The sequence below is a fragment of the Coleofasciculaceae cyanobacterium genome (genome assembly GCA_036703275.1).
GTDB lineage: Bacteria > Cyanobacteriota > Cyanobacteriia > Cyanobacteriales > Xenococcaceae > Waterburya.
Map to the genome: position 1 here is coordinate 108,862 of DATNPK010000108.1, position 25,526 is coordinate 134,387.

Annotated in this window: 20 protein-coding genes, 1 pseudogene and 2 riboswitches; of the genes and pseudogenes, 8 read left to right on the plus strand and 13 right to left on the minus strand. The window is 39.9% G+C overall.

Features of this window, described 5'->3' with window-relative positions; genetic code table 11:
• Positions 1-5: 5 nt before the first annotated feature.
• A complete protein-coding gene (locus V6C71_24210) occupies positions 6-1,430 on the minus strand; it encodes an S-layer homology domain-containing protein (GenBank protein ID HEY9771560.1) in 1,425 nt (474 codons plus the stop codon).
• A gap of 226 nt (positions 1,431-1,656) precedes the next feature.
• Positions 1,657-1,729: riboswitch (Glutamine riboswitch) on the plus strand.
• A gap of 31 nt (positions 1,730-1,760) precedes the next feature.
• Between V6C71_24210 and V6C71_24215 the strand changes: the two genes are divergently transcribed.
• The 4 genes from V6C71_24215 (at position 1,761) to V6C71_24230 (ending at position 3,692) form a co-directional block, all read left to right on the plus strand.
• A complete protein-coding gene (locus V6C71_24215; GenBank protein HEY9771561.1) occupies positions 1,761-2,129 on the plus strand; it encodes a DUF4278 domain-containing protein in 369 nt (122 codons plus the stop codon).
• 214 nt (positions 2,130-2,343) lie between these two features.
• Positions 2,344-2,844: a hypothetical protein gene (locus tag V6C71_24220; protein ID HEY9771562.1), complete on the plus strand. Its 501-nt coding sequence runs from the start codon at positions 2,344-2,346 to the stop codon at positions 2,842-2,844.
• A 6-nt stretch (positions 2,845-2,850) separates the two neighbouring features.
• A complete protein-coding gene (locus V6C71_24225) occupies positions 2,851-3,231 on the plus strand; it encodes a hypothetical protein (GenBank protein ID HEY9771563.1) in 381 nt (126 codons plus the stop codon).
• 17 nt (positions 3,232-3,248) lie between these two features.
• A complete protein-coding gene (locus V6C71_24230) occupies positions 3,249-3,692 on the plus strand; it encodes an HNH endonuclease signature motif containing protein (protein ID HEY9771564.1) in 444 nt (147 codons plus the stop codon).
• 67 nt (positions 3,693-3,759) lie between these two features.
• On the opposite strand, the gene V6C71_24235 is transcribed toward V6C71_24230, so the two are convergent.
• From V6C71_24235 to V6C71_24265, 7 genes are all read right to left on the minus strand, one after another.
• Positions 3,760-5,262 (minus strand): sodium:solute symporter family protein, encoded by a 1,503-nt coding sequence (locus tag V6C71_24235; GenBank protein HEY9771565.1) that lies wholly within the window; start codon positions 5,260-5,262, stop codon positions 3,760-3,762.
• Positions 5,263-5,352: 90 nt separating this feature from the next.
• Entirely contained in the window at positions 5,353-6,054 is a 702-nt protein-coding gene (gene hypB / locus V6C71_24240) for a hydrogenase nickel incorporation protein HypB (protein HEY9771566.1), read from the minus strand.
• A 26-nt stretch (positions 6,055-6,080) separates the two neighbouring features.
• On the minus strand, positions 6,081-6,476 hold the full coding sequence (gene hypA, locus V6C71_24245) for a hydrogenase maturation nickel metallochaperone HypA (GenBank protein HEY9771567.1): 396 nt from the start codon (positions 6,474-6,476) through the stop codon (positions 6,081-6,083).
• Positions 6,477-6,541: 65 nt separating this feature from the next.
• Complete coding sequence (locus V6C71_24250; protein ID HEY9771568.1) at positions 6,542-7,159, minus strand: glutathione S-transferase family protein; 618 nt, start codon at positions 7,157-7,159, stop codon at positions 6,542-6,544.
• On the minus strand, positions 7,152-7,904 hold the full coding sequence (locus V6C71_24255; GenBank protein HEY9771569.1) for a class I SAM-dependent methyltransferase: 753 nt from the start codon (positions 7,902-7,904) through the stop codon (positions 7,152-7,154). The genes V6C71_24250 and V6C71_24255 overlap by 8 nt, the downstream gene beginning before the upstream one ends.
• Positions 7,905-7,955: 51 nt before the next feature.
• On the minus strand, positions 7,956-9,149 hold the full coding sequence (speB, locus tag V6C71_24260; protein HEY9771570.1) for an agmatinase: 1,194 nt from the start codon (positions 9,147-9,149) through the stop codon (positions 7,956-7,958).
• A 176-nt stretch (positions 9,150-9,325) separates the two neighbouring features.
• Positions 9,326-9,453: riboswitch (guanidine-I (ykkC/yxkD leader) on the minus strand.
• A 182-nt stretch (positions 9,454-9,635) separates the two neighbouring features.
• A complete protein-coding gene (locus tag V6C71_24265; protein ID HEY9771571.1) occupies positions 9,636-12,833 on the minus strand; it encodes an efflux RND transporter permease subunit in 3,198 nt (1,065 codons plus the stop codon).
• Between the two features lie 218 nt (positions 12,834-13,051).
• Between V6C71_24265 and nadA the strand changes: the two genes are divergently transcribed.
• Positions 13,052-14,014: a quinolinate synthase NadA gene (nadA, locus tag V6C71_24270; protein HEY9771572.1), complete on the plus strand. Its 963-nt coding sequence runs from the start codon at positions 13,052-13,054 to the stop codon at positions 14,012-14,014.
• A gap of 122 nt (positions 14,015-14,136) precedes the next feature.
• Here nadA and V6C71_24275 read toward each other — a convergent pair whose 3' ends face one another.
• Together V6C71_24275 and V6C71_24280 are read right to left on the minus strand one after the other, a co-directional pair.
• Positions 14,137-15,702, minus strand: coding sequence for a hypothetical protein (locus V6C71_24275; GenBank protein ID HEY9771573.1), 1,566 nt, complete (start codon positions 15,700-15,702; stop codon positions 14,137-14,139).
• A gap of 87 nt (positions 15,703-15,789) precedes the next feature.
• Positions 15,790-16,401, minus strand: a complete 612-nt coding sequence (locus V6C71_24280) for a class I SAM-dependent methyltransferase (protein HEY9771574.1) — start codon at positions 16,399-16,401, stop codon at positions 15,790-15,792.
• Between the two features lie 116 nt (positions 16,402-16,517).
• On the opposite strand from V6C71_24280, the gene lpxD reads away from it, so the two are divergent.
• The gene (gene lpxD, locus V6C71_24285) at positions 16,518-17,555 is read left to right on the plus strand and encodes a UDP-3-O-(3-hydroxymyristoyl)glucosamine N-acyltransferase (GenBank protein ID HEY9771575.1); all 1,038 of its coding nucleotides are present in this window, start codon (positions 16,518-16,520) and stop codon (positions 17,553-17,555) included.
• A 214-nt stretch (positions 17,556-17,769) separates the two neighbouring features.
• Here lpxD and V6C71_24290 read toward each other — a convergent pair.
• The 3 genes and pseudogenes from V6C71_24290 to V6C71_24300 form a co-directional block, all read right to left on the minus strand.
• Positions 17,770-18,408 (minus strand): annotated as a pseudogene (locus V6C71_24290) (IS6 family transposase).
• Positions 18,409-18,637: 229 nt separating this feature from the next.
• Positions 18,638-22,633 (minus strand): hypothetical protein, encoded by a 3,996-nt coding sequence (locus V6C71_24295; GenBank protein HEY9771576.1) that lies wholly within the window; start codon positions 22,631-22,633, stop codon positions 18,638-18,640.
• Positions 22,634-23,039: 406 nt separating this feature from the next.
• Positions 23,040-23,165: an AAA-like domain-containing protein gene (locus V6C71_24300; protein ID HEY9771577.1), complete on the minus strand. Its 126-nt coding sequence runs from the start codon at positions 23,163-23,165 to the stop codon at positions 23,040-23,042.
• A gap of 276 nt (positions 23,166-23,441) precedes the next feature.
• Between V6C71_24300 and V6C71_24305 the strand changes: the two genes are divergently transcribed.
• Both V6C71_24305 and V6C71_24310 read left to right on the plus strand, forming a co-directional pair.
• On the plus strand, positions 23,442-23,708 hold the full coding sequence (locus V6C71_24305; protein ID HEY9771578.1) for a glutaredoxin family protein: 267 nt from the start codon (positions 23,442-23,444) through the stop codon (positions 23,706-23,708).
• A gap of 49 nt (positions 23,709-23,757) precedes the next feature.
• Positions 23,758-25,242, plus strand: a complete 1,485-nt coding sequence (locus V6C71_24310) for a UDP-N-acetylmuramoyl-L-alanyl-D-glutamate--2,6-diaminopimelate ligase (GenBank protein HEY9771579.1) — start codon at positions 23,758-23,760, stop codon at positions 25,240-25,242.
• Positions 25,243-25,526: the final 284 nt, after the last annotated feature.

Below are 25,526 nucleotides of genomic sequence, written 5' to 3' on the forward strand. Positions count from 1 at the left end.
TGCGCCTAACTATTTGATGCTGTTTCAGATTCGAGAACTTCTCGCGCCGTAATTCCATCTCCCTGAAAGCCAAAATACCATAGTGAAGCCGCAGCTTCTGCTCTAGTTACGGGTTTTTTGGGTTGAAAAAGAGTAGTATAGCCAAAAATACGCCTGATATTTGAGCGATCGCCATTTTGAAAATCTGCATATAAGGCTCTAACGGCAGAAGAATCAATATTTTCTACATCTTGAAATCCCCAACTTTCTTCTACAGCTTCAATAGATGCCTTCGGAAGAGACTGGCGCGTATCTAATGGTACTTTCCAGGTAACTAAATCTTCTCTAATTAAAGGTGCATCTGGTCTAAAAAGCAGGTTAGTATTGTCTTCGGTTAATCGAGAAGGGATCAATCCTGCCTCGGCTAAACTTTGGATTGCTGCAAAGTCTGGATCGTTTGCTTTGACATCTTGAAAGGCTGGCTGATTAGTTTTAGTCGCAACGTAAATTTTCTTACCTGGATTATCGCTATAGTACCGATTGTTAGCCGTAATTAGCCAACGCGCATATTCTCCGCGAGTAATTATTTCATTGGGAGCAAATTTCGACAGCTCAACGTTAGCCTCACCAGTATAAGGAGTCAAAATTCCCAAGGCGGCAACTGATTCTAAAGGTTGCTGCAATTGTTCTGAGACTTCATTTAAATCAGTAAAATCAGCAGCATTAGATGAATCAAAATAGTTATTATCATTCTGCTGAGTAGCTTTAGGTTGAGCTTTAGCCTGATTATTTTTAGGTTGCTCGCTATTTTCAGCAGCATTGCTCGCCTGAGAGATAGCCGACTTAGGGATGTCTTGCGATTGGGGATGATAAATCACCTCCAGCTGTGTTTTGGTGCTGTCCGATTCAGAATCGGCAGTTGATTGCAAAAGAGTAAGTTCGGCTCTAAGATCGTCTTTAATGGCGATCGCTCTGGCTATTTTTTGCTGGGGATTAATCATAAACGGTTGAATTATTTTCCAGTCGTTGGCTAATAATTCTGTCTGATAATAATCCGCGACAGCCTTGCGGGTGTCAGTCGTGTTCCAAACTAGCATTCCTGAATTGTCGGCTTCTGACTTCATCTCTTGTAACTCAGCTTGAGGATAAACGGGAAAAGAGTCAGGAAAATTGAATGGTAGATCGTCAGCTTGAGTTTCTTGAGCGACTATTTTTTGCTCTGATGCAATATCACTGCCGTTGGCATCATTTCCTACTGCTTTGTTAGCTGAATCTTGAGATCGTTGTGGTTTAGTCGTATTTATTTGTCCAATCTTGGCCTCTTTCAATAGAGGATCGGCACTGACTAAACTTTCAATGGCTGCACTATTACTACAGCTAGCTAATAAAGATAATAAACTGGTTAATATAACTGCTTTAATCGCAGAATGATTATGGTGTTTCAATAGCATGGCTACTTGCCAAATTTATAATTATTTAATTTTAATACTTTGAGCTAAATAACAAAATTTTAGTTACGTGGCGGATATTTTAATCAAGATGAGATTGTCCCAGGTATAAGCTTATTTTAACGTTCATTTTTTAACTCAAACCCTTATACAGCATTAAAACCAATCGTAATTACCCTACCTATTCAATCGGTAATTATATTGATTATCATAAAAATAGAATTACTAAATCGTTCATCTTTTCTGTCGTTTAAGGAAAGACGGAAGTAAGGAATAATTCAAGCATCCTGAAGGAACGCACCTCATAACGGCACAGTAACAGAGGTGAAAGCAATGAAGCTAACTTATCGAGGAGTCCAATATCAAGAAGAAAATCACAATTCTTCAAACTCAGTAGTAGCAATACAGAACCAAGAGATTATTTATCGGGGAAATTCTCTCAAAGTCAGAATTAAGCCTAAATTTCCTTGGTTAAACTACATCAAACAGCTATTTCGCCAGTCTGAATCAAAACCAGTTTTCGATCCAATTACATTTTGGTACGCTCATAAAAGGAAATTCATCGAAAGTTGTTGGTTTGCAGACGATGTAGAAAAACTAGATCGCGCTTGGGATTTGACTTTGGCAATGGAAAAAGCCAAGTCTTCAAAATCAAAGCAGAAAACTAAACTAAAATATCGTGGTGTAACTTATTATAAATAATGCCTGATGTGAATTACTTCGTTGAGATTCAACAATTTTTAGCTATCAGCTATTAGCTTATTAGCTATTACGATTTGGGGGACGAATGGGTGTAAAATTTGGTTCAATAAGCGATCGCTTTTACTTATTTTGCTGCTTGACGATCGCGATCGCTTTTTAATTGATAAAACATACTTAAAATTAGACCAATCCTCACTAATTTTGAGATTTAGCCGTGAATAAAAAAAAGGCGATTGAATTACTTAATCATGAAGGTTGGACGAAAGCCGATGCTCAAAGAGCTTTAGAATCAATTAATTTTAAAACTAATATAGATATTGATGAATTGTTTGTTCGTCGTGCTGCATCGCAGTTTGCTGGCGCGGAATTATCCAATCGTCAAAATCTTCAGCGCGCCCAAAAAGCTATGGTCACTAAGCGCAATAATCAAATTCAGTCATATATTGTGCAGATAGAAGAACTTACTCTAAAAATAGGCAGCAGCAATGGCGAAAATTCAGCAGAACTAGAAAAGCAAGTTAAGGAACTCAAAGGTAAAATAAGTAACCTAGTCGAAGCCAATGAAGTTCTAAAAAAAGACAATAAAAATCTTAAAAATATAGTTGATGAAATTAGATTTAAATTAACTGTACAAATTAAAGATATTTTTAAACTTAATAATATATTGGAAATTAGACAACGCTTGATGAACTTACTAAAATCTACTTTAGGTTAATCAATAATGAGCAGTAAAACATCATCAGCAAAAACTTTTCGAGGCATGAATTACCGCAAAGTTCAGCGTAAAAACTCTCGCGATCGCCAGCAATTAACTAAAGAAAATCAAACTTGGCTTAAGGCGCATAAGTATCGTAATCTTGGCTGGACTAATGTGATTAGGCTATTTAATAAAATTAGAGAATTTCAAGAACAAGAAATAATTAAAAGCTTGAGTCTGGAAGAATTATTTATCGAGGCTGACCGTATTGGTAATAAATATTTCAATAGCCAAGAAATTAACCAGCGTAATCAAAGAATTGCTCAAGAATTAGATGAAATTGCTGATATTATCGACAGTCAGTACCCCGATCGAAAGCTAGAAATAATTGACTATAGTAAATGAATTTATATTAATTAATCATGGATTTAGAAAATAAAGAATTAAGCGAACTTTTTAAATTAGCCGATACAATTGGTAGTCGCAGATATCATCGACTAACAACCCAAGACTTAAATGATTATCTAAAATACGATCGCTGGCGATATATAAATGGCGATTTTGAATGTGGCACTACTGCCGAAAGCAGAGCTTGGGTAAAAGAACATTCTGACTGGTATTGCCCAATTTGTAGCGAAAAATATGGCGATCGCAAAGGTAAAACTATCGATCATAAATTACCGCGATCGCAATATCCTTGGTTATCTTTAGAATGGTCAAATCTTTGGGTTATTTGTCGTGTCTGTAACCGCGAAAAAGGAGAAAGGCACTGGTACGAATACGAACAATATATGTATCAAAAATATCCCCAAGATTATCCTGTAATCAAGACTGCTCGTCCAATCGAGCTACTGAATCTAAAGTAAAAATTTATTTCCCTACCAAAGCGATCGCTCACCAGAGGTAAAATATTTAATCGGCGATTGCTAATTTTTAACGACGATATATTTGCGTTTTTCTCGCTTCAGAACGCAAACGCTCTCTTGTCGCTTTGCTTCCTCCTGTCAGATTAGAAACAATAATAAATGCGGCTAATCCTACTAAAGGACTAATCAAAGTCGGGAAACCATCAAAATCCGCCGTAAAAATACCGTTAGGAATATACAGTAACGTATTGTCGATGCCAAATGTAATCGGCATTAACACAAATAATATTAGTCGCGTTAAAGAACCAAAAATAATACAGGATAGCGCACCCTGCCAAGTCGCTTTTGACCAGAATAAACCTCCAGCTAGAGGCACTAAAAGACCAGCAAATCCCAAATCGAAAGCTAATAATAGCAAAACTCCAGTTTGCGGTATTTTCAAGGCAAAAAAGACTCCCAACGCCGTAATCGCAAAAGCCATAACGCGGGTAACCAATAATAGTCTGTCACCTGCTACATTATGGTCGTCGGAACGAATACCAATTATATTGTGGGCAATCACCGAAGAAGTACCCAGAATTGCACCATCGGCAGTAGAAAGAGAAGCGGAAAGAATTGCCACAATTACCAAAAACCCTAATAAAGGAGGAACAATACCGTCAAGTAAAGCATAAAGAATTGGCCCTTCAGGTGTAATTCCTGCATCAGCCAGAATTTGGGGTGCAGAGAGGGCAATTAAAGAGAAAGGAATCCCAATAATTAACGTGCCAGCACAGCCGATTAAACAAGCTTTTTGGGCGGTTTCAGGACTCTCAGCCGCAAAAATACGCGCCATAAAATCGATCGCCACAATATCTCCCAATCCCAACGCTAGTAAAGTCGCCCAGTTAACCACTGCACCAGAAGCAGGATCGGTTAATTGTGCTAAAGCAAAAGGACCAGTATCGGCAGATATATCTAAACCAAAGTTAAAAGCCATAAAAGCTAATAACGCTAAAGAACCGATAAAAGCAATACTCACCTGGATCGCATCGGTATAAGCCACGGCAAATAGCCCGCCACTAGCAGTATAGATAAAGACGACAATTGCCAATAGCATTACCCCAGCCGTATAGCTTGTGCCTAAAAAGGCTTCAAATAAGTATCCTCCCGCCACTAAGTTACCAGCCAGCAGAAAGGAAAAGCTTAACACCATTAAACAAGATGCCACTACTTCGGTTTGGCGATTGTATTTAACTCGATAAAAATCTGGCAGGGTAATTAAACCCATGCGGTTCATCGGTTTAGCAAAAAATAGAGCGGTTAAAAATAAGCACAGTGCTAATCCAATTGGTAAAGATGCACCAGCCCAAAAACCGAACTCGGCTGCTAAATCTGTATTACCCAAAGTAGCGTTAGAGTCTACCGACTGTGCCATTAAGGTTGCTGCTGCTAAAGGTAATACCAATCCTCGTCCAGCAATTAAATAGTTTTCGCTATCTCCCTTAACTTGTTTAGCTGCCCACATTCCAATCGCTAGAGTAGCGACTAAAAACAGGATAATTCCCCAGAACATTAATTTTTCTGTCATAATGACTCCTGGTCAATTTTGACCATATAACTTTTTTCAACTAGAGCGATAGGAGTCCTGCCAAGAATTACCAATCGCTCTTTTTTTGCTTTAATTTTGTCTGGTTAATTGTTTAGTTTGATGGCGTTGAACGATATTCTTTACCCAATCAAACCACTGTTCTAGACCTTCTCCTGTTTTCCCTGAGAGATAAATGATCGTTACCTTGGGATTGATTTGTCGTACATTAGCAGCAATGCGATTCAGGTCAACATCTAAATATGGTGCTAAATCGGTTTTGGTAATCAATAAGCAATCTGCCTCTTGGAACATTACAGGATACTTCAAAGGTTTGTCTTCTCCTTCAGTGACGCTGAGTAGAGCAACCTTGGCATGTTCTCCTACTTCAAATTCGGCGGGACAAACTAAGTTACCGACGTTTTCCACCAAAGCTAAATCGAAATCGCTTGGATTGTATTGATGTTCTAAAGTATGGATGCCTCCTGCAACCATCTTGGAATCCAAATGGCAAGAACGCCCCGTATTAATCGCAATTACGGGAACGTCATATTGACGAAGGCGATCGGCATCTAGTTCGGTAGTCATATCTCCTTCAATTACGACCATTTTGAATTTAGCTTTTAAAGTTTTTAAAGTTTGTTCGAGAAGAACAGTTTTTCCCGCCCCAGGACTGCTCATAATATTGAGACAGGTAATCCCCCAGCGATCGAAATGCTGGCGATTATGGTCTGCGCCTGCTTGGTTGGCATGAAGTAGATTGAGTTCAATTGCAGCGTCGAATGTTTGGTGCATTGTTTTTGGTTAATAGTATTTATTAATCATTTATCCGTAAGGGCGGTGCGCGAACTGCCCTTGCAGGTATCTAGAGAAGAATATTCAATGCGATCGATTTTTAGTTCTCGACCAGAGCGAATATCTTCCATAGGTGAATTACAATCAGGACAACTGTATTGCAGTCCAATTTGGGGTTTATATTCTTGTTGGCAACTATGACAAAAAGCAATCAAAGCAATATCACGAATAGTTAGTTCTACTCCTTCTAAAAAGGTATTGCGGGTTTGAACTTCAAAAGCAAACTGCAAACTAACTGGTTCGACACAGGTAAATTCGCCAACTATCAAAGAAATTTTTTCTATTTTTGGTTGTTCTGGTTGAGAATAATACCAATCTTTAACCGTCAGGATTAAAGCCTTGGTCATATCAGTTTCGTGCATATTTTTAGTTATTATTAAATAGGCATTCGCCCTGGCTCGATAATCATAAATAAACTACATTCGGTTTAATTACCTAACTGTGAATCTGTAATTAAAATATGTCTGGGTTGAGATTTAACTTTTTTAAACCAAGAATTAATAGCCAAAAAGTCACTTAAATCAAATCCGCCTTCTTCTGCAACATGGGTATAAGCATAAAGACCAATATCGGCAATAGTGTATTTATTTGCTACAAAAAAATCATGTTTTTTTAAATGCTGTTCCATAACATTTAAAGCTTTGTAACCCAATTTTCGCTTTTGTTCGATCTGTTCTCGATATTTATCGGCGTGCTTGAGTTCGGTAATCCAAAAACGAGGAGTAGCAATATTTGGTTCGTGACTATATTGCTCGAAAAATAGCCACTGCATTATTTGAGTTTGTTGATATTTATCTTTGGGGAAGTACTTCGTTCCTTGACTAAGATGATATAAAATTGCGTTCGATTCAGAAATAAATGTATCCGAGGCAATTTCTAGCAAGGGAATTTTACCATTAGGATTTTTAGCCAAAAATTCAGGGGTACGAGTTTCTTGCTTGAGAATATTGAGTTGAATTAACTCAAAAGGAATTTGTAATTGTGTTAATAACAAGCGAACTTTATAGCCATTGCCAGAAGGGAGAAAGTCATATAGTTTATACATAATTAGTACTTATAGTTATTAAGCGCGAATTAAAATAAACTAAACTTTGCCCATCGCGGTATTTATCGTATAGTTTGTATAGTTGACCGATAAATTGCTCCTTTGGTTTTCTTTTGGGTATGTATGATGTACTCATGGCACGCCCGACTAAACCAAGACGATCTAAGACTTGTCGAGCGGGAAAAGTTAGCAAAGTAACGGTTGAAAATAGAAAAGTTTCGCGGAGAAATCTTTTCGCGTAACGCAACTCGGACTGATTATTAGAAACTGTTTTGGTAAAATGACTATACTCGGCGGTAAATTCATCTTGACGAGCGCGATTATTGCAGACTGCTGCTAGTCTTCCCTTTGGCTTCAAAATACGAGCAAATTCTTTAAGTGTCGGTTCGCGATTAAACCAATGAAAAGCTTGAAAGCAGGTGACTAGGTCGACTGAATTATTTTCTAGTTTAGTATTCTCAGCATTACCATCTTGAAATTTTACTAATGAATCAGGTTTTGCTGCTTGTCTCATAGCTGCATTTGGCTCGATCGCAATTACTTTAATTCCCCTATCTGCTAATAAACGGGAAGAAATACCAGTTCTTGCCCCGATATCAGCAACTATTAACTGCGATGGTGCGCTTAATCCCTTTAAAATCGCGTCAATAGCTTCTGATGGATAACTAGGTCGATATAAAGCGTAATCTATTGCGCGATCGCTAAATCGCTCTTGGGGATTCATATGATATAGATTGTCAGTCATTTGTCTTATGCTTTATTAATCAAACTGCCTCTATTAGCTTCCTCTGCTTGATTAACTCCAAGGTTCATCTACTACCTGGGCTTCATCGTGAATATAGGCGGGCTTTTCGGTGCGGGGTAACTGTCCCGATAAAACTAAATGTGCCATCGTGTCGCAAATGACGCGGGTTGCCATTAGTGCTGTCATATCACTTACGTCATAGGGTGGAGAAACTTCAACCACTTCTATACCGCAAACCGTAGTGTTCTGCACTATTTTTTTGAGCAAATATAAAACTTCGCGGGGTAATAAACCACCAGGTTCGGGCCAACCAGTACCAGGAACGAATCCTGCATCAATGCAGTCAATATCAAAGCTAATCCAAACGCAATCTGTACCGTCTGTAGCTTTCTCGATCGCAAAGTCGGCTGCTGCATCTAGACCCATTTCCATAATGTCGGTAACGGTTAAAATGTTAGTCGCTCTTTCCCGACAGACTTTTACTCCAGGACGGGGTACTTGCCAGCCACCAATGCCCATCTGAACTAAGTTTTTGGCTGGGGCATTTGCCATATTGGTAGCATGAAACCAAGGACAGGTGTGCATCCTTTCATCTAAGTCTGTTTCTTGAGTATCCGCATGGCGATCGAAGTGAATAATTCCCACTTTTTTATCTCCCAAATGACGACAAACAGCCCTTACTGTGGGAAATCCAATGGAGTGATCGCCACCTAAGATAATTGGAAATGCACCAGAACTAAAAACATGAGCTACGCCTTTAGAAATCTGGTCGAAAGACTTTTCATTGTTGGCAGGAATAGTAAAAATATCTCCCACATCACAAAGCGTAATCTGTTCCCGCAAATCTACCCCAAACTCAAAGTTATATGGCGTATATAGAGCAGAAATTTTACGAATACCTTGAGGCCCAAAACGAGTACCAGGGCGATAGGTAGTGCCAGAATCGTGGGGAACGCCGATAATTGCTACATCATAATTGCCTACTTGGTTAACATTCTCTAAATAAGGAGCTTTTAAGAAAGTATTAATCCCCGCATAGTGGGGCAATTCTCCCCGCGAAAACGTAGAAATAGTTCGATCTTTAATACTTCCTGCTGCTTCTAAACCATATTCGAGACCCTGTTCTACTTCTTGTTGCCAACCTGTCAAAGGTAGCTGGCGTTCTTTGTCTAACGCTTTTTGTGCTTCGCTTTTGGATTCGTTCTCATTATTACTCGGTGGTTGGAATGGGGATTGCTCGCTCATAAAATTATTCCTCTGCAATTTATCTTAAAAGGTAAAACTCAGTCCGCTATTATATTCGTTTCTGTTATCATTTGCTGACTAAAAAGGTAAGATGTTCGCTCATAAAATTATTCTTTGGCAATTTATCTCAAACGCAAAAAACCCAGGAAGAACGACACTATATTTCAAGCATCGAATCCTCCCGGGCTTTTTTCCCGCCGTGGAGCTACCTAGTAATTAGCAATTGCTTTCTTAAGTAGCCTGCTTCTCTCGGACCAGTCATTAATTAGCACTGCTATAAATCGGAACCCTAGAAGCCTTCTAAAATTTTTTTCTACTTTCAACTTATCTGCTTATTACGAGGAAAAATGTATCTATTGTTACTTAATCTTGTAGAGAAATGTTATTTGATATTATTGTTTATTAACAAAAAATAAGCTGGAAAAAATGGCGATCGCCATTCTGGTTAAAAAAAGTGAAAATAAACTTCAACTTTTGAGCGGTAAATTATTTACTGCTGACGGTTAATTCGCTACTAGATTCTTTAGCCCGAGTTAAGCCGAAGAACTGGCTCATACTTTTAATCAAGCTATCGATATAGGTAAACAGAACTGGGACAATCACTAAAGTCAAAAGAGTAGAGGTAGTAAAACCGCCAATAACGGCGATCGCCATCGGACTGCGCACTTCGCCATCCGCACCAAACTCTAGCGCAATGGGCAACATCCCCGCAATAGTTGAGATCGAGGTCATCAAAATCGGACGCAAGCGAGATACTCCCGCAGCAATTACGGCATTACGCCGAGTTTTTCCTTCTTTTAACCCTGCCAGAGCAAAATCTACCAGCAAAATTGCATTTTTAGTTACCAATCCCATCAGTAAGACAATACCGATCAGAGCAAATAGCCCGAGTTCTTTTTGAGTAATTAATAAACCTAATAATGCGCCACCGACAGATAAAGGCAAAGCGGCTAAGATTGCCACAGGATAGAAAAAGTTGTTATAGAGCAGCACCAAAATAGCGTAGATGCAAAGAATCGCTAAACCCAACGCCCCCGCAAAACGAGAAAAGACATCTCGCATAATTTCCGCATCCCCTGATGGCTCTTCTTTTACTTCTGGCGGTAAAGACTGCATCGCAGGCAAAGCCCTGATTTTGGCGATCGCATCTCCTAAAGCCAACCCCTGCAAGTTACCTTCAACCGTTACCTGACGGTTGCGGTTGAATCTTTCAATCGTGGCTGGGCTACTGCCTAAACGAATTGTCGCCACGGCTTCGATCGGCACTAATGAGCCATTACGCGCGGGAATACGCAGGTTTTTAAGAGTTTCGAGATCTAGGCGTTTTTTGGGGTCAATTTGGATGCGGATCGGGATCTGACGATCTGGCAGATTAAACTTAGCCAGGTTGAATTCGCTATTACCAATAGATGCTAAAGAAGCGGTATTGGCGATCGCCTGGACGGAAACTCCCAAATCCGCTGCCCTTTGGGGGTCTGGTTCAATGATCACTTCTGGCTTGATTAAGCTGGCACTGGTGTTTACATCAACTAATCCAGGGATTTCGCGGATTTGTTTTTCGAGGTTATTTGCCGTCTGGGCTAATATTTGCGGATTATTGCTGCGCAGAATCAAAGAAACATCTTTATCGCTACCCCCTGCGCCACGGCTTTGAAAGCTAATTCTGGCTCCAGGAATTTCATTAAATACCTGACGCATCCGATCTTGAAACTCTTGCTGAGATATGTCCCGTTCGTTTTTAGGCAATAGATTTATAGATAGCGAGCCAGTGTTAATGTTTTCTTCTGCCCCTACCTGAGCAAGTATGCTGGCAACTGCGGGCTGTTGGCGGATTGTTTTGTCTAACTGTTTGATTACCGCCTCAGTCTCATCAAGCTGTGAACCAGGGGGCAACTCGACCTGAACTATGCTTAATCCAGTATCTCCAGCGTCAAATAAGCCTTTGGGAATGTAGGGAATTAGCTGTAAACTACCAAAGAAAAAACTTGCTGCCAGAATTAAAACGGCAACACGATTTTTTAAAGCAAAAGTTAGTAAGAAACGGTAGGGTTGGCGTTTTGCCCCAGCATTAGGATCGAAGTTTTGAGAAGAAAAGGAATCGGCAGAATAGGTTCGGATCTCGCTTGCTTCTTTTCTCTGTGGGGTAAGATCATAATTTACAGCATTGAAGGCGCGAAAGCGAGGATACTGAAAAGCCTGCTTTTTGGGCTTGAGTAAATAGGCACTCAGCATTGGCGTAACGGTACAGGCTACTAGAGTAGAGAACATAGTTGATACTGCCACTGTTACCCCGAAAGGCTGAAAGTACTGACCAGGAATACCTCCCATAAACGCTACAGGAATAAATACCGCCACAATCGTTGCCGTGGTTGCCACAACCGCTAAGCCAATTTCTCGCGCTGCATCTAAAGCTGCCTGAAACGGCTTTTTTTTCATTTGCAAATGGCGATCGATGTTTTCGATCATACAAATCGCATCATCTACCAAGTTACCTACTGCCAAGGCTAGGGCTAACAGGCTCATGCTGTTGAGGGTATAGTCTAAAGTTTTCATTACCCAAAAGGTAGGAATAATAGACAGGGGCAGGGCAGTAGCGGTAATGAAGGTAACGCGCCAGTCACGCAGAAACAGGCCCACAGTCAGCACAGTCAGTAAACAACCTAAAATTAAAGAATCGATTGTTCCCTGATAGGAATCGCGAATTTCATCAGCCAGGGTAAAGATCAGCTCGACATTGACATCTTCAGGAAGAATAGTTTTTAATTGGGCAATCGCCTCGGTTACAGCTTCTTCAACAGATACCGAACTACTGCCCAAGCTACGTTTTATGGCAAAGCTAACTACTGGCTGCCCATCTAAAAAGGCTTTTTGTCGTGATTCTTCAAAGTCATCGGCTACTTCGCCAAAGTTCGATAGGGGAACAGTCGTCCCGTTTTCTAGTCCAATCGGATAAGCCTGTAAATCCCTAACGGTTTTAGCACTACCCAAGGTACGTACGCTTTGTTCTCTGCCTCCAACTTCGGAACGTCCTCCTGACAAATTAAGATTAAACTGAGCAATTTGATTGTCAATTTCGCTGGCGGTAATGCCGTAAGCCTGTAGACGTTCTGGATCTAAATTTACCCTCACCTCGCGGTCTAATCCCCCTAGCCGCTCAACCTGACCCACTCCCTTGATATTCAACAGTTCGGGGATAATCGTGCGATCTACTAAGTCACTCAATTCTTCTACAGATCGTCGCTCGGAAACAACTGCATAAGTAACCACCGTCCCACCGGTAAACTCTAGCTTGGTTACGCTGGGTTCATCGATATCTTGAGGCAGTTCGGGGCGAATTTGAGCAATAGCGTTGCGGACTTCATTGAGCGCGCGATCGCTGTCTACTCCTAAGTCAAAGTTAATTACTGTATTAGAATTACCATCAGTAACTGTAGAACTGAGTTCATCGATTCCATCTAAATTAGCTACCGCATCCTCAATCTTCTTGGTTACTTGGGTTTCTAATTCCGTCGGACTAACCCCTCTTTGAGTCGCACGCACAATCACAATCGGCACGTCGATATTAGGCGACTCATCGATTCCTAAGCTTAAAAATGAGCCAATACCAATAATTCCCAAAATAAGAAAAGTGACAATGGTGGGAACGGGATTTTTAATCGACCAGGAGGAAAAATGGAAAGACATACTTGGAGAGGAATTAGGGATAAAAGATGAGGTATCGAGAAAAATAGTTCACTCTATTTTAATCTCGCAAAAGTTTTAGTGTTCTGGCCGTATTTGCTTCGGCCTCTATTGACAAAGGCTCTGCAAGTTTTGGTGAAATAAACTACAATGTATTTATAGTAAAAACTACTATAATTGCCGCTCAAACTAAATTTTTAAACTAAAGGCTATTTATTACCATGTTTACCGCAGTTAAACCCAAAGCTAATCTTGACGAAATTCCCAGCGATCTGTTTGGAGCAATAAACAAGCTAAAAAAAGAGCTTAACGCCGTAGTTTTGGCTCATTACTACCAAGAGGCGGATATTCAAGATATTGCTGATTATTTAGGCGATTCATTGGGTTTATCTCAACAGGCTGCCAGCACTGATGCGGAAGTTATTGTCTTTGCAGGAGTGCATTTTATGGCAGAGACGGCGAAGATTCTTAATCCTAAAAAGCTAGTCCTCTTACCAGATTTGGAGGCTGGCTGTTCCCTAGCCGATAGTTGTCCTCCTGAAGATTTTCGGGCTTTCAAGGCTGCTCATCCCGATCACCTAGTTATTTCTTACATCAACTGTACAGCCGAAATCAAGGCACTCAGCGATATTATTTGTACAAGTTCTAATGCAGTTAAAATAGTTAATCAGATTCCTGCCGAACAGCCGATTATTTTTGCTCCAGATCGCAATTTAGGTCGTTATGTTAGTGAGCAAACAGGTAGAGATTTGGTTTTATGGCAAGGGAGCTGTATTGTTCACGAAACTTTCTCAGAAAAAAGCCTGATCGAACTCAAAGTTGAAAATCCATCTGCCGAAATTATTGCTCACCCTGAATGTGAGCCTCCTGTGTTGCGTCATGCAGACTATATTGGTTCAACCACCGCTTTGTTGAACTATTGCCAGCAAAGCCAGAGTGATAAATTTATTGTTGCTACCGAACCTGGTATCATTCATCAGATGGAAAAAGCTGCACCCAACAAACAGTTTATTCCCGCACCAGCCACGAACAATTGTGCCTGTAATGAATGCCCTTATATGCGCTTAAATACTCTCGAAAAGTTGTATCTGGCAATGAAAAACAAAACTCCAGAAATTACCTTACCTGAAGATATTCGCCTGAATGCGTTAAAACCAATTCAAAGAATGTTAGCAATGTCATAAACAACAGCGCAGTTTTCATGCTTGATAGACTGCGCTGTTGATTAATTAGCTATTAGCTATTAGCTATTAGCTATTAGATTAAACTGGTGTGTTCTACTCAACCAAAAAGCGCAGCAACTTGCCTATTTAGCAAAATTAGCCGCAGGACAACCTACTGCACCCTGTTTAGTAAGTTCCTGAAGATAAAATTTAGTTTCTTTCCCCCAGCCAGCCGAGCTGTACCAACGTTCCAGCCAAATTTGAGCATCAATATACATTTCAGAATCAGCAGGTATTTTACAAAGATGTCTGATTGCTTCGAGAACTCTGCTTTGTTTACCCAATTGCGGAGTCGCTAAAACTCTTAGCTGATTCAAAGCAGCTTCGCAATTATCGGGAAAGTATATTGGTAGCTCTTGCTTATTTTTTTCTAATTGAGATATGAGATTTAATGAAGAACCCGCGTTGGCAACACTTAGTTCATCACAAAACTGTCTGAGTTCACCTGTTTCTACTAAAGAGCCAGAAGATGACTGTTGTTCTTGTTTTGATAGCGATGAATAATAATTATTAATCGTTAAAAATAGAGGTATTAATAAAGCGATCGCAGCTAAAGTTATTATTGAACTTATCTTAGTTAATGGTTCAGGAGTATTGGTATTTTGTTCGCTCTTAAAGTCATTGGTGCTATTACTGGGGTTAAATTCTATCTTCAAACTATCAGGACTTAAAGCTAATTTTTGAGCTGAAGTACCAGACTCATACTCAGTGATTGTAGATATTTTATACTCAGGATTTACATTAGTTATGATAGTGTTGTTTGTCTCAAGTTTACTTATTTCTTGAGAGATAAATTTATGATTGAAAATTTGCTGATAAATTAAATTAGCAACTTTTAGATGGTTATTTTTTTTGACGACTAAACCCAAACTCAACAGTTCGTTTTGCTCTTTAGTTTGTTGATATTGTTTATTACCTGCAAGTAATATTTTGCGATATTCTTTTAATAACCAAATAGAGTCGCATCTTGAATTTTTGAGAAAATTCCCTTTGACTACTCTAATATATGCTGCTGCTTTGCTAATTTGCCAGTTCTTAATCAACGATTCTTTAATAAAGCGATCGACTGTATTAATTTCTAATCCAGTAGGAATATTAAAATTAGAGTTGGCAAATACATAAGAAATAGTTTTAGTCAGCCCAAAATTTCCCCCAGTCCAGGCTAAAATTCTACTTAAAATTAAAGAATAATTAGCGTATTTTTCTTCCAAATGTAGAGTATCTTGATTATATTGCTCCAGGGACATGAAGGACATTAGCTGAGGTGCTTGAGAGAAACTAGCTAAAAAAAAATTAATTGTATTTTGCTGAATCCAGCCTTTTTTTACGGCTAAAACTCCAAATTTTTGTTGATTATTTTTCTGCTCTTCAAGTATGGTTTTAATTTGCTGTTCATTTAGCAAACAGGCTTGGTTTAAATAATATCCTATGGGAAACTGTTGACCTTGAGCAAGAAATATATGCCATTTATTGACAAAAAACTCAATAGTTTTAGCTGTTATTCCCTCTTGTAAAACCAGAATTTCTCCTAGCTTCATTTGAGAGTATTTTACTTGAATATCTAAGGCATTTTGCAACTGTTCTTGAGAAATTAAACCAGCATTTTGTAACAATATTCCCAAAAGCGGTTTGTGATTCTGATTCGACATTTTGGATAATACTTTGAAAAAACAAATAATTTTATCGATTAATTAATCGTTAACTGTTAACTGCCTAAATCTTGTTAACATATTGAGTTATTTAACAGCTACTCCTTGATACATATAGCCGATAACCTTAGGCAATTTAGGAGCATAAAACTGTTCAGTAATTACATTAGGAAATTTTTTTTGCACTATGTCATTGATTTTGCGATTAAGATGACAACCATCAGCAAGAACCTTTTGAATTGGCGTTAGCCGATTTTGCCAAACTTGAATCTGAGTTTCACTACTCAAGCCATGTTCAATAAAGTAAAACTTACCTCCTGGCTTTAATACACGATGAATTTCAACGATCGCCCGATCGACTAGAGGAATACTACATAGCGTCCAGGTACAGACCACTGAATCAAATGTACTATCTGTCATTGGTAAGCTTTCGCTATTTAAAACTTTGTAGTCTACGGTAATCTGGGACTGGTTAATGCGCGATCGCGCCAGCTTCTGCATCCCAGGATTAGGATCGATGGTAGTAATTTTGTTTACCTCCTCGGGATAATGAGGTAAATTTAAGCCTGTACCAAAGCCAATCTCTAAGATCTCTCCCGATACATTTGCCAGCAGTTTTTGACGATATTCCCGCAGATTTGCGCCAGACATGGAAAAATCGATGCAGTAAGGAACAATTAAATTAGAATAAAAACCCATTGTTAAAACTTGTTAATAAATTGATTTAATTAGAATGCTGTAAATTTTTACCTGCAACTGACAACTGTTTTTAACTTAAAATAAATCTTGCCTGTGTTAGTAAATTACCTTCGGCTATGCAGTTTCAAGAAATCATTACCCAGCTCGGCAAGACAGCTAAATTAAATAGTCTGAGCCAAAATCAAAGTTTAAATCCTCAAATTGAGGGAGTTGCAGCCATAGACAAAGCAGACCGTAACTCATTAAGCTATGTAGAAGGAGGAAAGTTTGCCGCTGCGATCGCCACAACCCAAGCTGGTGCTTTAATATTACCTCCAGATGAAACTTTGCAAGCACAGGCTTTAGCTAGAGATATTGCTTGGATTGCTACCTCCAACCCCAGGCTGTTGTTTGCCAGTGTAATTAGCTTATTTTATCAACCCTTTAAACCCTCACCAAGTATCCATGCCAGCGCAATTATTCATTCTAATACTAGTTTAGGAAAAGATATTTATCTTGGTGCAAATGTAGTAATTCAGCAGGGTGTAACTATTGGCGATCGCGTGCAGATTCATCCTAATGTGGTAATTTATCCTGATGTTACTATCGGTAGCGATACTGTTCTTCATGCTAACTGTACGATCCACGAACGAACCCAAATTGGCTCTGAGTGCGTAATTCATAGTGGTGCTGCTATTGGCTCAGAAGGCTTTGGCTTTGTGCCGACGGCAACAGGCTGGTACAAAATGGAACAGTCTGGCTATACCGTCTTGGAAGATGGGGTAGAAGTTGGCTGTAATAGTGCCGTAGATCGCCCTGCGGTAGGAGAAACTAGAATTGGACGCAACACCAAACTAGATAACTTAGTCCAAATCGGCCATGGCTGTCAGATTGGACGCAACTGCGCTATGGCAGCTCAAGTAGGCTTAGCTGGAGGCGCAATAATTGGTAATGGGGTAATGTTGGGGGGACAAGTCGGGGTGGCGAATCAGGTAACGGTTGGCGATCGCGTAATTGCTACAGGACAAACTGGCATTACTGGCAACGTGGCATCAGGAGAGATGGTTTCGGGAATGCCTCATATCCCCAGCCAGCTATATCGTAAATTATTTGTGATCTATAAGCGATTACCCGAAATATATCAGATGTATAAAGAATTGAAGAAACAAAAATAGCACCATAATATGCTAAGTATTGCTAATTATTTTGTTCATAACGTAGGTGAGTGCGATACTCTTGAAAAATGCTATGAAGGTAAACGGGTTGTGTTGCAAAAACTTTGTTAAAACAGAGCTTTCCCATCCAACCAGCTCTCGTTAAGCCACCACTCCAAAAATTTAGATACACGAATCCTACTTGAGCCTGGATATCTACTTTGGCTACTCCCTGAATTTGACCTTTGCGGATCATGTTCATCACTTCATAACCTTTCAAAGTTCGTCGGACTGTATTGAATGAGCCAAACGCCATCCCTGGGTTGACCAGTCGTTTGATGAACCGGTGATCCTGTTCCACGATATTATTGAGGTACTTAACTCTTCGTAGTTCAGTAGTTTTAGCAAAAGTTTTGTTTTCCGTAAGTTCGTCAATCGCTAAGGGATAAGCCGCATTCTTATCCACATTTATCACCCGCGGCTCCTGGTTATGATCTGCCTTCAGAGCTTTAAAAAAGAAGCGTTTTGCTGCCGGCGCATCTCTTTTGGCGCTCAACATAAAGTCCAGAGTGTTACCCTCTGAATCCACTGCCCGATACAGATACTTCCATTCACCCTTAACTTTTATATAGGTTTCATCCACTCGCCATGAGTCATTGGTTGGTTTCAAGTGTGATCTGCATCGCTTATCCAGTTCTGAAGCATAAACCTGCACCCAGCGGTACACCGTCGAATGATCCATTGTGAGTCCCCTCTCGATCATCATCTCTTCTAGATTGCGGTACGAAAGCGGATATCGTAAGTACAACCGAACACACAGCAAGATGATTTGTGATTGAAAGTGACGCCACTTAAAGGGGTAGTTAGGGTTCATGAACGAGGTGGATTGGGCAAGCAACAGTAAGTACAATTGCTCTTTTACCAGACTTTCACTAGTTTTTGCAACACAACCCGATTAAACGTTTCATATTGGCTACGCCTATAAATTATTTTGTTAAGGGAGAAAAGGAGGAGGCTAAACAAAACTTCTCCCAGTCTCCCAGTGATGCGAAGCCCTAAAAGATTCGCTTCGCATCACGGTATCCTTTAGGACTCCTAGTCTTCTAGTTATTTCCTGGTAGCTGCTGTGGTTGTGCGGGCGGAATGCGATTACCCTCTGGGCGAAGGGGGACGCCTTCGCGAACCATAGTTGCTGTCATAGGTGTAAAACGACTGGGTTGAACGCAGGGGGCATTATCTAGTTCGTCTCTTAGCTTGCCTGCAAAAGTTTCAAACATATCCGATAAAGTTTGGCGATCGCTCAAGCATCCCTGTAACGCAGTCAGTTGTTCTAGCGTCCAGTTGTAAAGCTGAGTGTCTCCCTGTTCGATGCGTAAATATAGCTGAGTTTCAAACTGTCCCAAGCGAGAGTAGAAGTTGTTTACCTCTGCCTTAATAGTCTGCATATCCATAAAGAACTGTTGTTTCTTGATATCGGATAGGACAGTGGTTTTAATCGAGTCGGTGTAGTTTTGGTTTAACTCATTTTTAACGATAGAAGTGACATCATCGCGGAAGTTGAGGATTTTGTTTTCCAGTTTGACATCAATGCGATCGTCTACGTTATTTATGACGTTATTGACGACTACTTGGACGCTATTGTCAGTTTTGTTTTCTACTGCTGTATTAATACGTCTGTCGATGTCAGTTTGTAATTGATTGACCACCAGGTTTTTGATGTTCTGGGTTTGAACTTCTAGCTTGGAGTCAACCGTAGAATTAACCCGCTTCTCTAGATCTCCCTGTAACTTTTTAGTTACGGAGTTATCGATTTCTAAAGTTTGATCTGTTAGTTTGAGATTGACTACAGAATCGATCCGTTTGTCTACATCCGCCTGTAGCTGTTGAATTACCAGATTTTTAATATTCGGCGTTTGGTCGGCAACCTTAAGATTGACTACAGAATCGATCCGCTTATCCATATCTGCCTGTAGCTGTTTGATTACCTGGCTATTAATCTCTTGTGCCTGGTTTTCTACTTTGACATTAACGACTGTATTAATACGTTGATCGATGTCACTCTGTAACCGTTGGACGACGAGGTTATTGATTTCTTCGGCTTGGTTATCGACCTTGAGGTTAACTACTGTATTGATACGATTATCGATATCGCCCTGTATTTGTTCGACAACCTGGTTTTTGATTTGAGTAGAGCGATCGCTGATCTTTAAATTAACTACTGACTCTACACGCTTATCAATATCACTCTGTAGCTGTTGAATAACTTGGTTTTTAATTTCCGTAGAGCGATCTCTCAGTTTTAGATTTACTTGTTCTTCAACCATCGAAGTCATTCTGGTATCGATTAGTTCGTTCAACCGACTATCAAAATAACTAGACCAACCCTGAAAGTTTTGGTTAAAGCTGACTTCCATCTGTTGTGTGATGGACTTCATCATAAACTCTAACCGCGCTACTTGAATGGCTAAGTCTTTAGCCTGGGTTTGATAGCCTTTGAGAATCCACTTCTCTAAATTGTCCCAGTAATAAGCTTCTTTCTTCTCATCTTGTTCGTCAGTTACCGTAACCGAAGTCTCGATTTTGGCTGCCATTTGCTGCCACATCCGTTCCATTTCGGCTTCATCAAAGCGGAAGCTAAAGCTATTCCCGCTACCAACTTTTATCTGCTGAGATGTTTTACCACCGTTTCCACCATTGCCACCACTTGCGCTGGTAACTGTGGTTTGAGTGGTACTGCTTTTAGAAGTAGCAACGCCAACTTTCTCTGTACTTTGTCCACTACTGGATGCGCTGACACTCTCTCTCTCGGTACTTTTATTAGTTCCACCACTGGATGCAGTAACGTTAACCTTATCAGTACTGTTAGTTGTTCCAGCAGTAACCGTAACCTGCTGTTGATATTGCTTGGCTATCTCTTCTGCACTCACAGATTCAACTGCAACAATAATTTGTCCTTCGTTATCTTCTTTGTAGGTATCGAAGAACAAGCCCGATAAAGTAGTTTTAGTTTTTACTTCTAAAACAAACTCGTCTTTTAGACCGTTTAAAGAACACCAGGTTTCACTAGTTTCCACTCCTGAAAGCTGAGTGACAAACTTACCCGCCTTAATCTGGATTAATGCCCAAGGTTCTAGCTTGAATTTTTTCTCATCCGACCAATAGCTAGCATTGCCTTCTCGGATCTTGACCCGATAGTTACCAGGGGCGAGTTCGATAAAGTTTTGTGACCACTGTTTGAGAGTGGATAAATATTGTTCGTTGAGGATATAAGTATTGCTTTTACTGTTAACAGTTAGTTCTTGAGTTTGAGAATTATCGTTGTTTTTAACCGTCAATTTAACCGAACCGCTATGTTGGCGGTTATTTAGATTAAAAAATAAAGCACACAAAACAGCCTGTCCTTTTATTTCTAGCTGTAGCTTCTGATTGTATCCATTTAAAGTCGTCCAGGTAGCACCCGTTTCTACTCCCGTATTTTGGTTAACAAAGGTACTGCCTTCAGTGCCATAGATCCACAGTAAGACAAAAGGTTCTCCCTCTGATTCATTACTATAGCTGTAGCGTCCATCGGTAATCTGAATCTCAAAATTACCTCGATCTAACGTTAGCTTACTGGCAATATTTTCTTGCAGGGTATTCATCCCTTCAGGATCGATTACGTAACAGTTGTCTTTAGTATCGATAGTTAATAGCTGCATATTTTCCTCCACTGTTTGCTGAGATTGATTAGAATTAGTTTCTGAAACGGTTGCTGTCTTGGCTAGTACTGGTTGATATACGGTCATACCCGCCCAACGATTAGCAGGATTGGTTTTGGTGACTACCTTGCCTTTACCCGTCTTGATATCGATGCGAATTAGCTGCCCGTCTTTACCTAAATTAAAGAAGTTACCCGTTACGCCATAAAGAACATCATCGATAAATTCCATGCTGGCAAGATCGGGGAAATCAATATCACCAATAACTTGAACTTTGCCACTATCTAGATCGCAGGTAGCTAATTGTTTCTTATTGTCAGTACCGATTAAAGTAATATAGGCTTTACCAGAACTATTAAACGCAACTTCTCCACAACCCCGCTTGTCTTTACTTACCGTTACCGCAGGCTTACCTTTACCCGTTTTGAGATCGATCGCAATTAATTGTTTGGCAGCAGAAGCATATAAAGTATCGCGCTGGCTATTATACGCCAACCCTACCACATCAAAGCTAATATTCCCTACTGCGACTGCTTTTCCAGCGCGATCGATCTGTACCAACTCAGTTGTTTTGTTACCCCGACGTAATCCATATAGTTGCGAACCGACAAACGCTAGATCGTAAACCTCTGTAGTAATTGAACCTATTAAATCTGCTTTTCCTGTCTGAAGATCTAGGGTATAAAGCTGACTAGCTTTTCCAGCCACACAATCCTGAATATATACCGTACCAGATTCAAAATTCATGCTATCTGTTTTCATAGTACGACTGCCACAGATAACCTTTTCTAAAACAGCACCAAATCCTTCAAGGCAATCGCGATTTGTAAAAGCTTGTCCTCCCGTTTTGGTAGCTAGTCTGGCGTATTCTGAAGCAATACCCTGTCGATGTTTGCTCTTGGATGTTCCGAAATAAGTATGAACGATAACTCCTGCTGCTTGAGCTTTCGTAATAGCAGCATTTGCCGATTCAATATCCGTCCGTTCGGTTTTAGAACCTCCACCATCGAAGGCTTCGTCACCCAGATAGAATATGACTTTGCTGGCATTTTCTCGCCAGTTGAAGTGTTCGATTAAATCCTCGATCGCTCGCGCGCCATCTTCTTGCGCCCCTGCTGATTTTAACTCCCCCCGCTTTCTGCTTCTTAGGGAAGATTCACTAACCTTACATTCATTAGTTAAATAGTTCCTGACCGTTCGAGCAAACTGTGTTTCTTTCCACGTTCCTTCGATTCCCAGCCAAATGACTCTTAAGTTCGACGGACAGCTAACTTTAGCTGCATCAATTGCTGTTTGAGCTGCTTTATTTAAAGCTTGAGCTTCGTCTTTCATTGAAGGACTAGTATCGATAACGATTACTAAATCCGTATTGGGGATGTTGTTTAAAGATCGATCGTTCATTTTATTGGGCTTTCTTGGTTTAAGCAAAGAAAAAATACTTCTAAGCATAGAAAACATACCTATCCTCAGATAAGCTAGCTTGACATTTAGCTGACAATTAAAAACTACTTCAGGTATTTGGTAGTAATATCGTTAGTTAATTTCATCAGTAGAATTTATGATTTATGGCATTGAAAAGCATACCAAATATCTAAAATCTAGAAAATTTCGAATATTTTGTAGATTTGTATAGCTACTTGAAATTAAACCAATTATAAGTACAATCTAAGCCAGAAAAACTAAAATTTTAAATTGTACTTAGCAAATTGCGAAAAATAATTTTAATTACTTAAATTTGTAATCTTATAGATTAGTTAGTTTCAATCTACAGTTAATATAGCCTATTTTGAATGCTATTTTATATTTATTAATAAACTAGAACCAGGCGTAACTTTTGCCAAGTTGCACTACGACGAGACTGTTCGTGGAAAGAACGTAAAAACGGTAGAAAGTCTACAGCAGTCTGGGGATACTCGAAGATACGATTGACCAACGGTCACAGATTACTCCGTCGTTTTACGGCGGAGTAATCTGTGACTTCATTAATAGTCAAAACTAAAAGACGATCTGTATACTAGAGAACATAACTTTCAAAAAAGATTTTGCAACTCAACCGGTCAACGCGAATACATGTATCATAATCTTGCTTTTCCAAGCCATTTTCTTGACTCCAATTCTGGATCATAAACAAAGATAAGGAAGCATTAAGCACTCGATTTAAATCCCAATATTGTTATCTTCAATAGCTGAAATTTAAAAATTATAAGTTATGCAATTAATTCTTTACAGCAAGCCAGGCTGCCATTTGTGCGAAGGGCTGCAAGAAAAATTAGAGCGGGTGAGCAATATTGATTTTGAGCTAGAAATACGCGATATCAACGCTCGCGAAGATTGGTTTTCTGCTTATCAATATGAAATCCCCGTATTATGTCAAAAATTGCCAAATACCGAAAAACCCTTGCCCCGTATATCTCCTAGAGCTACAGTAGCTAAATTAGAGCAAATGTTACAGAAAAACTTAAGGACATTAGAGTAAAAAAATGTGCAAAATATAGTACCGTTAACCGCATTTGCCCAAAATAAATATGATGAAGCTGCGCGAATTATTAGCTAAGGTAAATCTCCAGCAACCAGAACATAGTGCTTTGGATTTAGAAGTGAATCGAGTTTGCACCAATTCCCATGCCTGCAAACAAGGAGATTTATTTATTGGAATGCCTGGAACTAGGGTAGACGGAGGAGAATTTTGGCGCAGTGCTATGGGACAAGGAGCGATCGCTGCCGTAGTAACTCCCCAGGCTGCAAATAAACAACCCCCCAGTCAAGATGTCTGTGTAATTCAAACCCAAGATATGATCGCTACCTGTAGTGCGATCGCAGCAGCCTTTTATGACTATCCAACAAATAAGCTGGGTATGGTTGGAGTTACGGGAACAAATGGCAAAACTACTACCAGCCATCTAATTGAATATTTCTTGCTTCAGGCACAACATCCCACGGCAATGCTAGGTACTCTTTATACTCGCTGGCCGGGGTATAGTCAAATTGCTACCCATACTACTCCTTTTGCTCTAGAATTGCAGTCTCAGTTAGCTGAAGCAGTAAAAGCTGGTAATAAGTATGCGGTTATGGAAGTTAGTTCTCATGCACTAGCTCAAGGAAGAGTTAAGGGCTGTGGTTTTGAGGTGGGAGTATTTACCAACCTGACTCAAGATCATTTGGATTACCATCAGGATATGGAAGACTATTTTCAGGCCAAATCTCAGTTATTTAGTCCAGAATATTTGCAGGGTAAAGCAATTATCAATCTCGACGATTCTTATGGTCAGCGTTTGATCGAACAACTCGATCGCAGCCAGGTTTGGACTTACAGCGTCGATAACCAGGATGCTGACTTGCATACCAGCAATTTAGACTATCAGTCGACAAAAGTTAGCGGTATCTTGCATACTCCCGCAGGAGAAGTGGCATTTAATTCTCCTTTAGTTGGTCAGTTTAATTTAGCGAATCTTTTGGCAGCAGTTGGTGCAGCACTGCATTTAGGAGTAGATTTAAAACTATTAGCAAATAGCTTACCTCAATTTGCTGGTGTTCCTGGCAGAATGGAACGAGTGCAGGTAAGTCCAGAGCAAGATCTCAACGTAATTGTCGACTATGCTCATACTCCTGATAGCTTAGAAAACTTGCTCAAAGCTGCGCGTCCTTTTATCAGTGGCAAAATGATCTGTGTCTTTGGCTGTGGTGGCGATCGCGATCGCACTAAGCGCCCTTTAATGGGCAAAATTGCCGCAGAACTTGCAGACATTGCCGTGGTAACTTCTGATAACCCCCGTACCGAAAACCCCGAACAGATCCTTAAAGATGTGGTGGCAGGAATTCCCGATTCGGTTGAACCGCTGGTAATTAGCGATCGCGCCAAGGCGATCGCCACTGCGATTAAAAATGCCCAACCTGGAGACGGAGTATTAATTGCGGGGAAAGGACACGAAGATTATCAAATCTTGGGTACAGAAAAAATTCACTTTGACGATCGCGAACAGGCCAGAATTGCTTTGAGCGATCGCAATTAATCAGTTTTTAGTTTAAAGCTAGTAGCTAATAGCTATTAGCTACTAGCTTTTGAAGTTTCCTCTTCCCGCAGGATATCCGAAGGTGTATGCTTTAGCACAATGTGACTTGTGTGTTCTACTCAACCAAAAAGCTCAGTAACACAAGCTTACTTAGCTAATTTTCACATTTTTTAACAAATAATGATAAACTCTAAAACATAAACTTGCTTAAATAATCAGAGTAGATGAGTATTAGATAGGTTTTTGTTTGCACAGCTCTAAGGTTAACTTCAATTACCTACAAA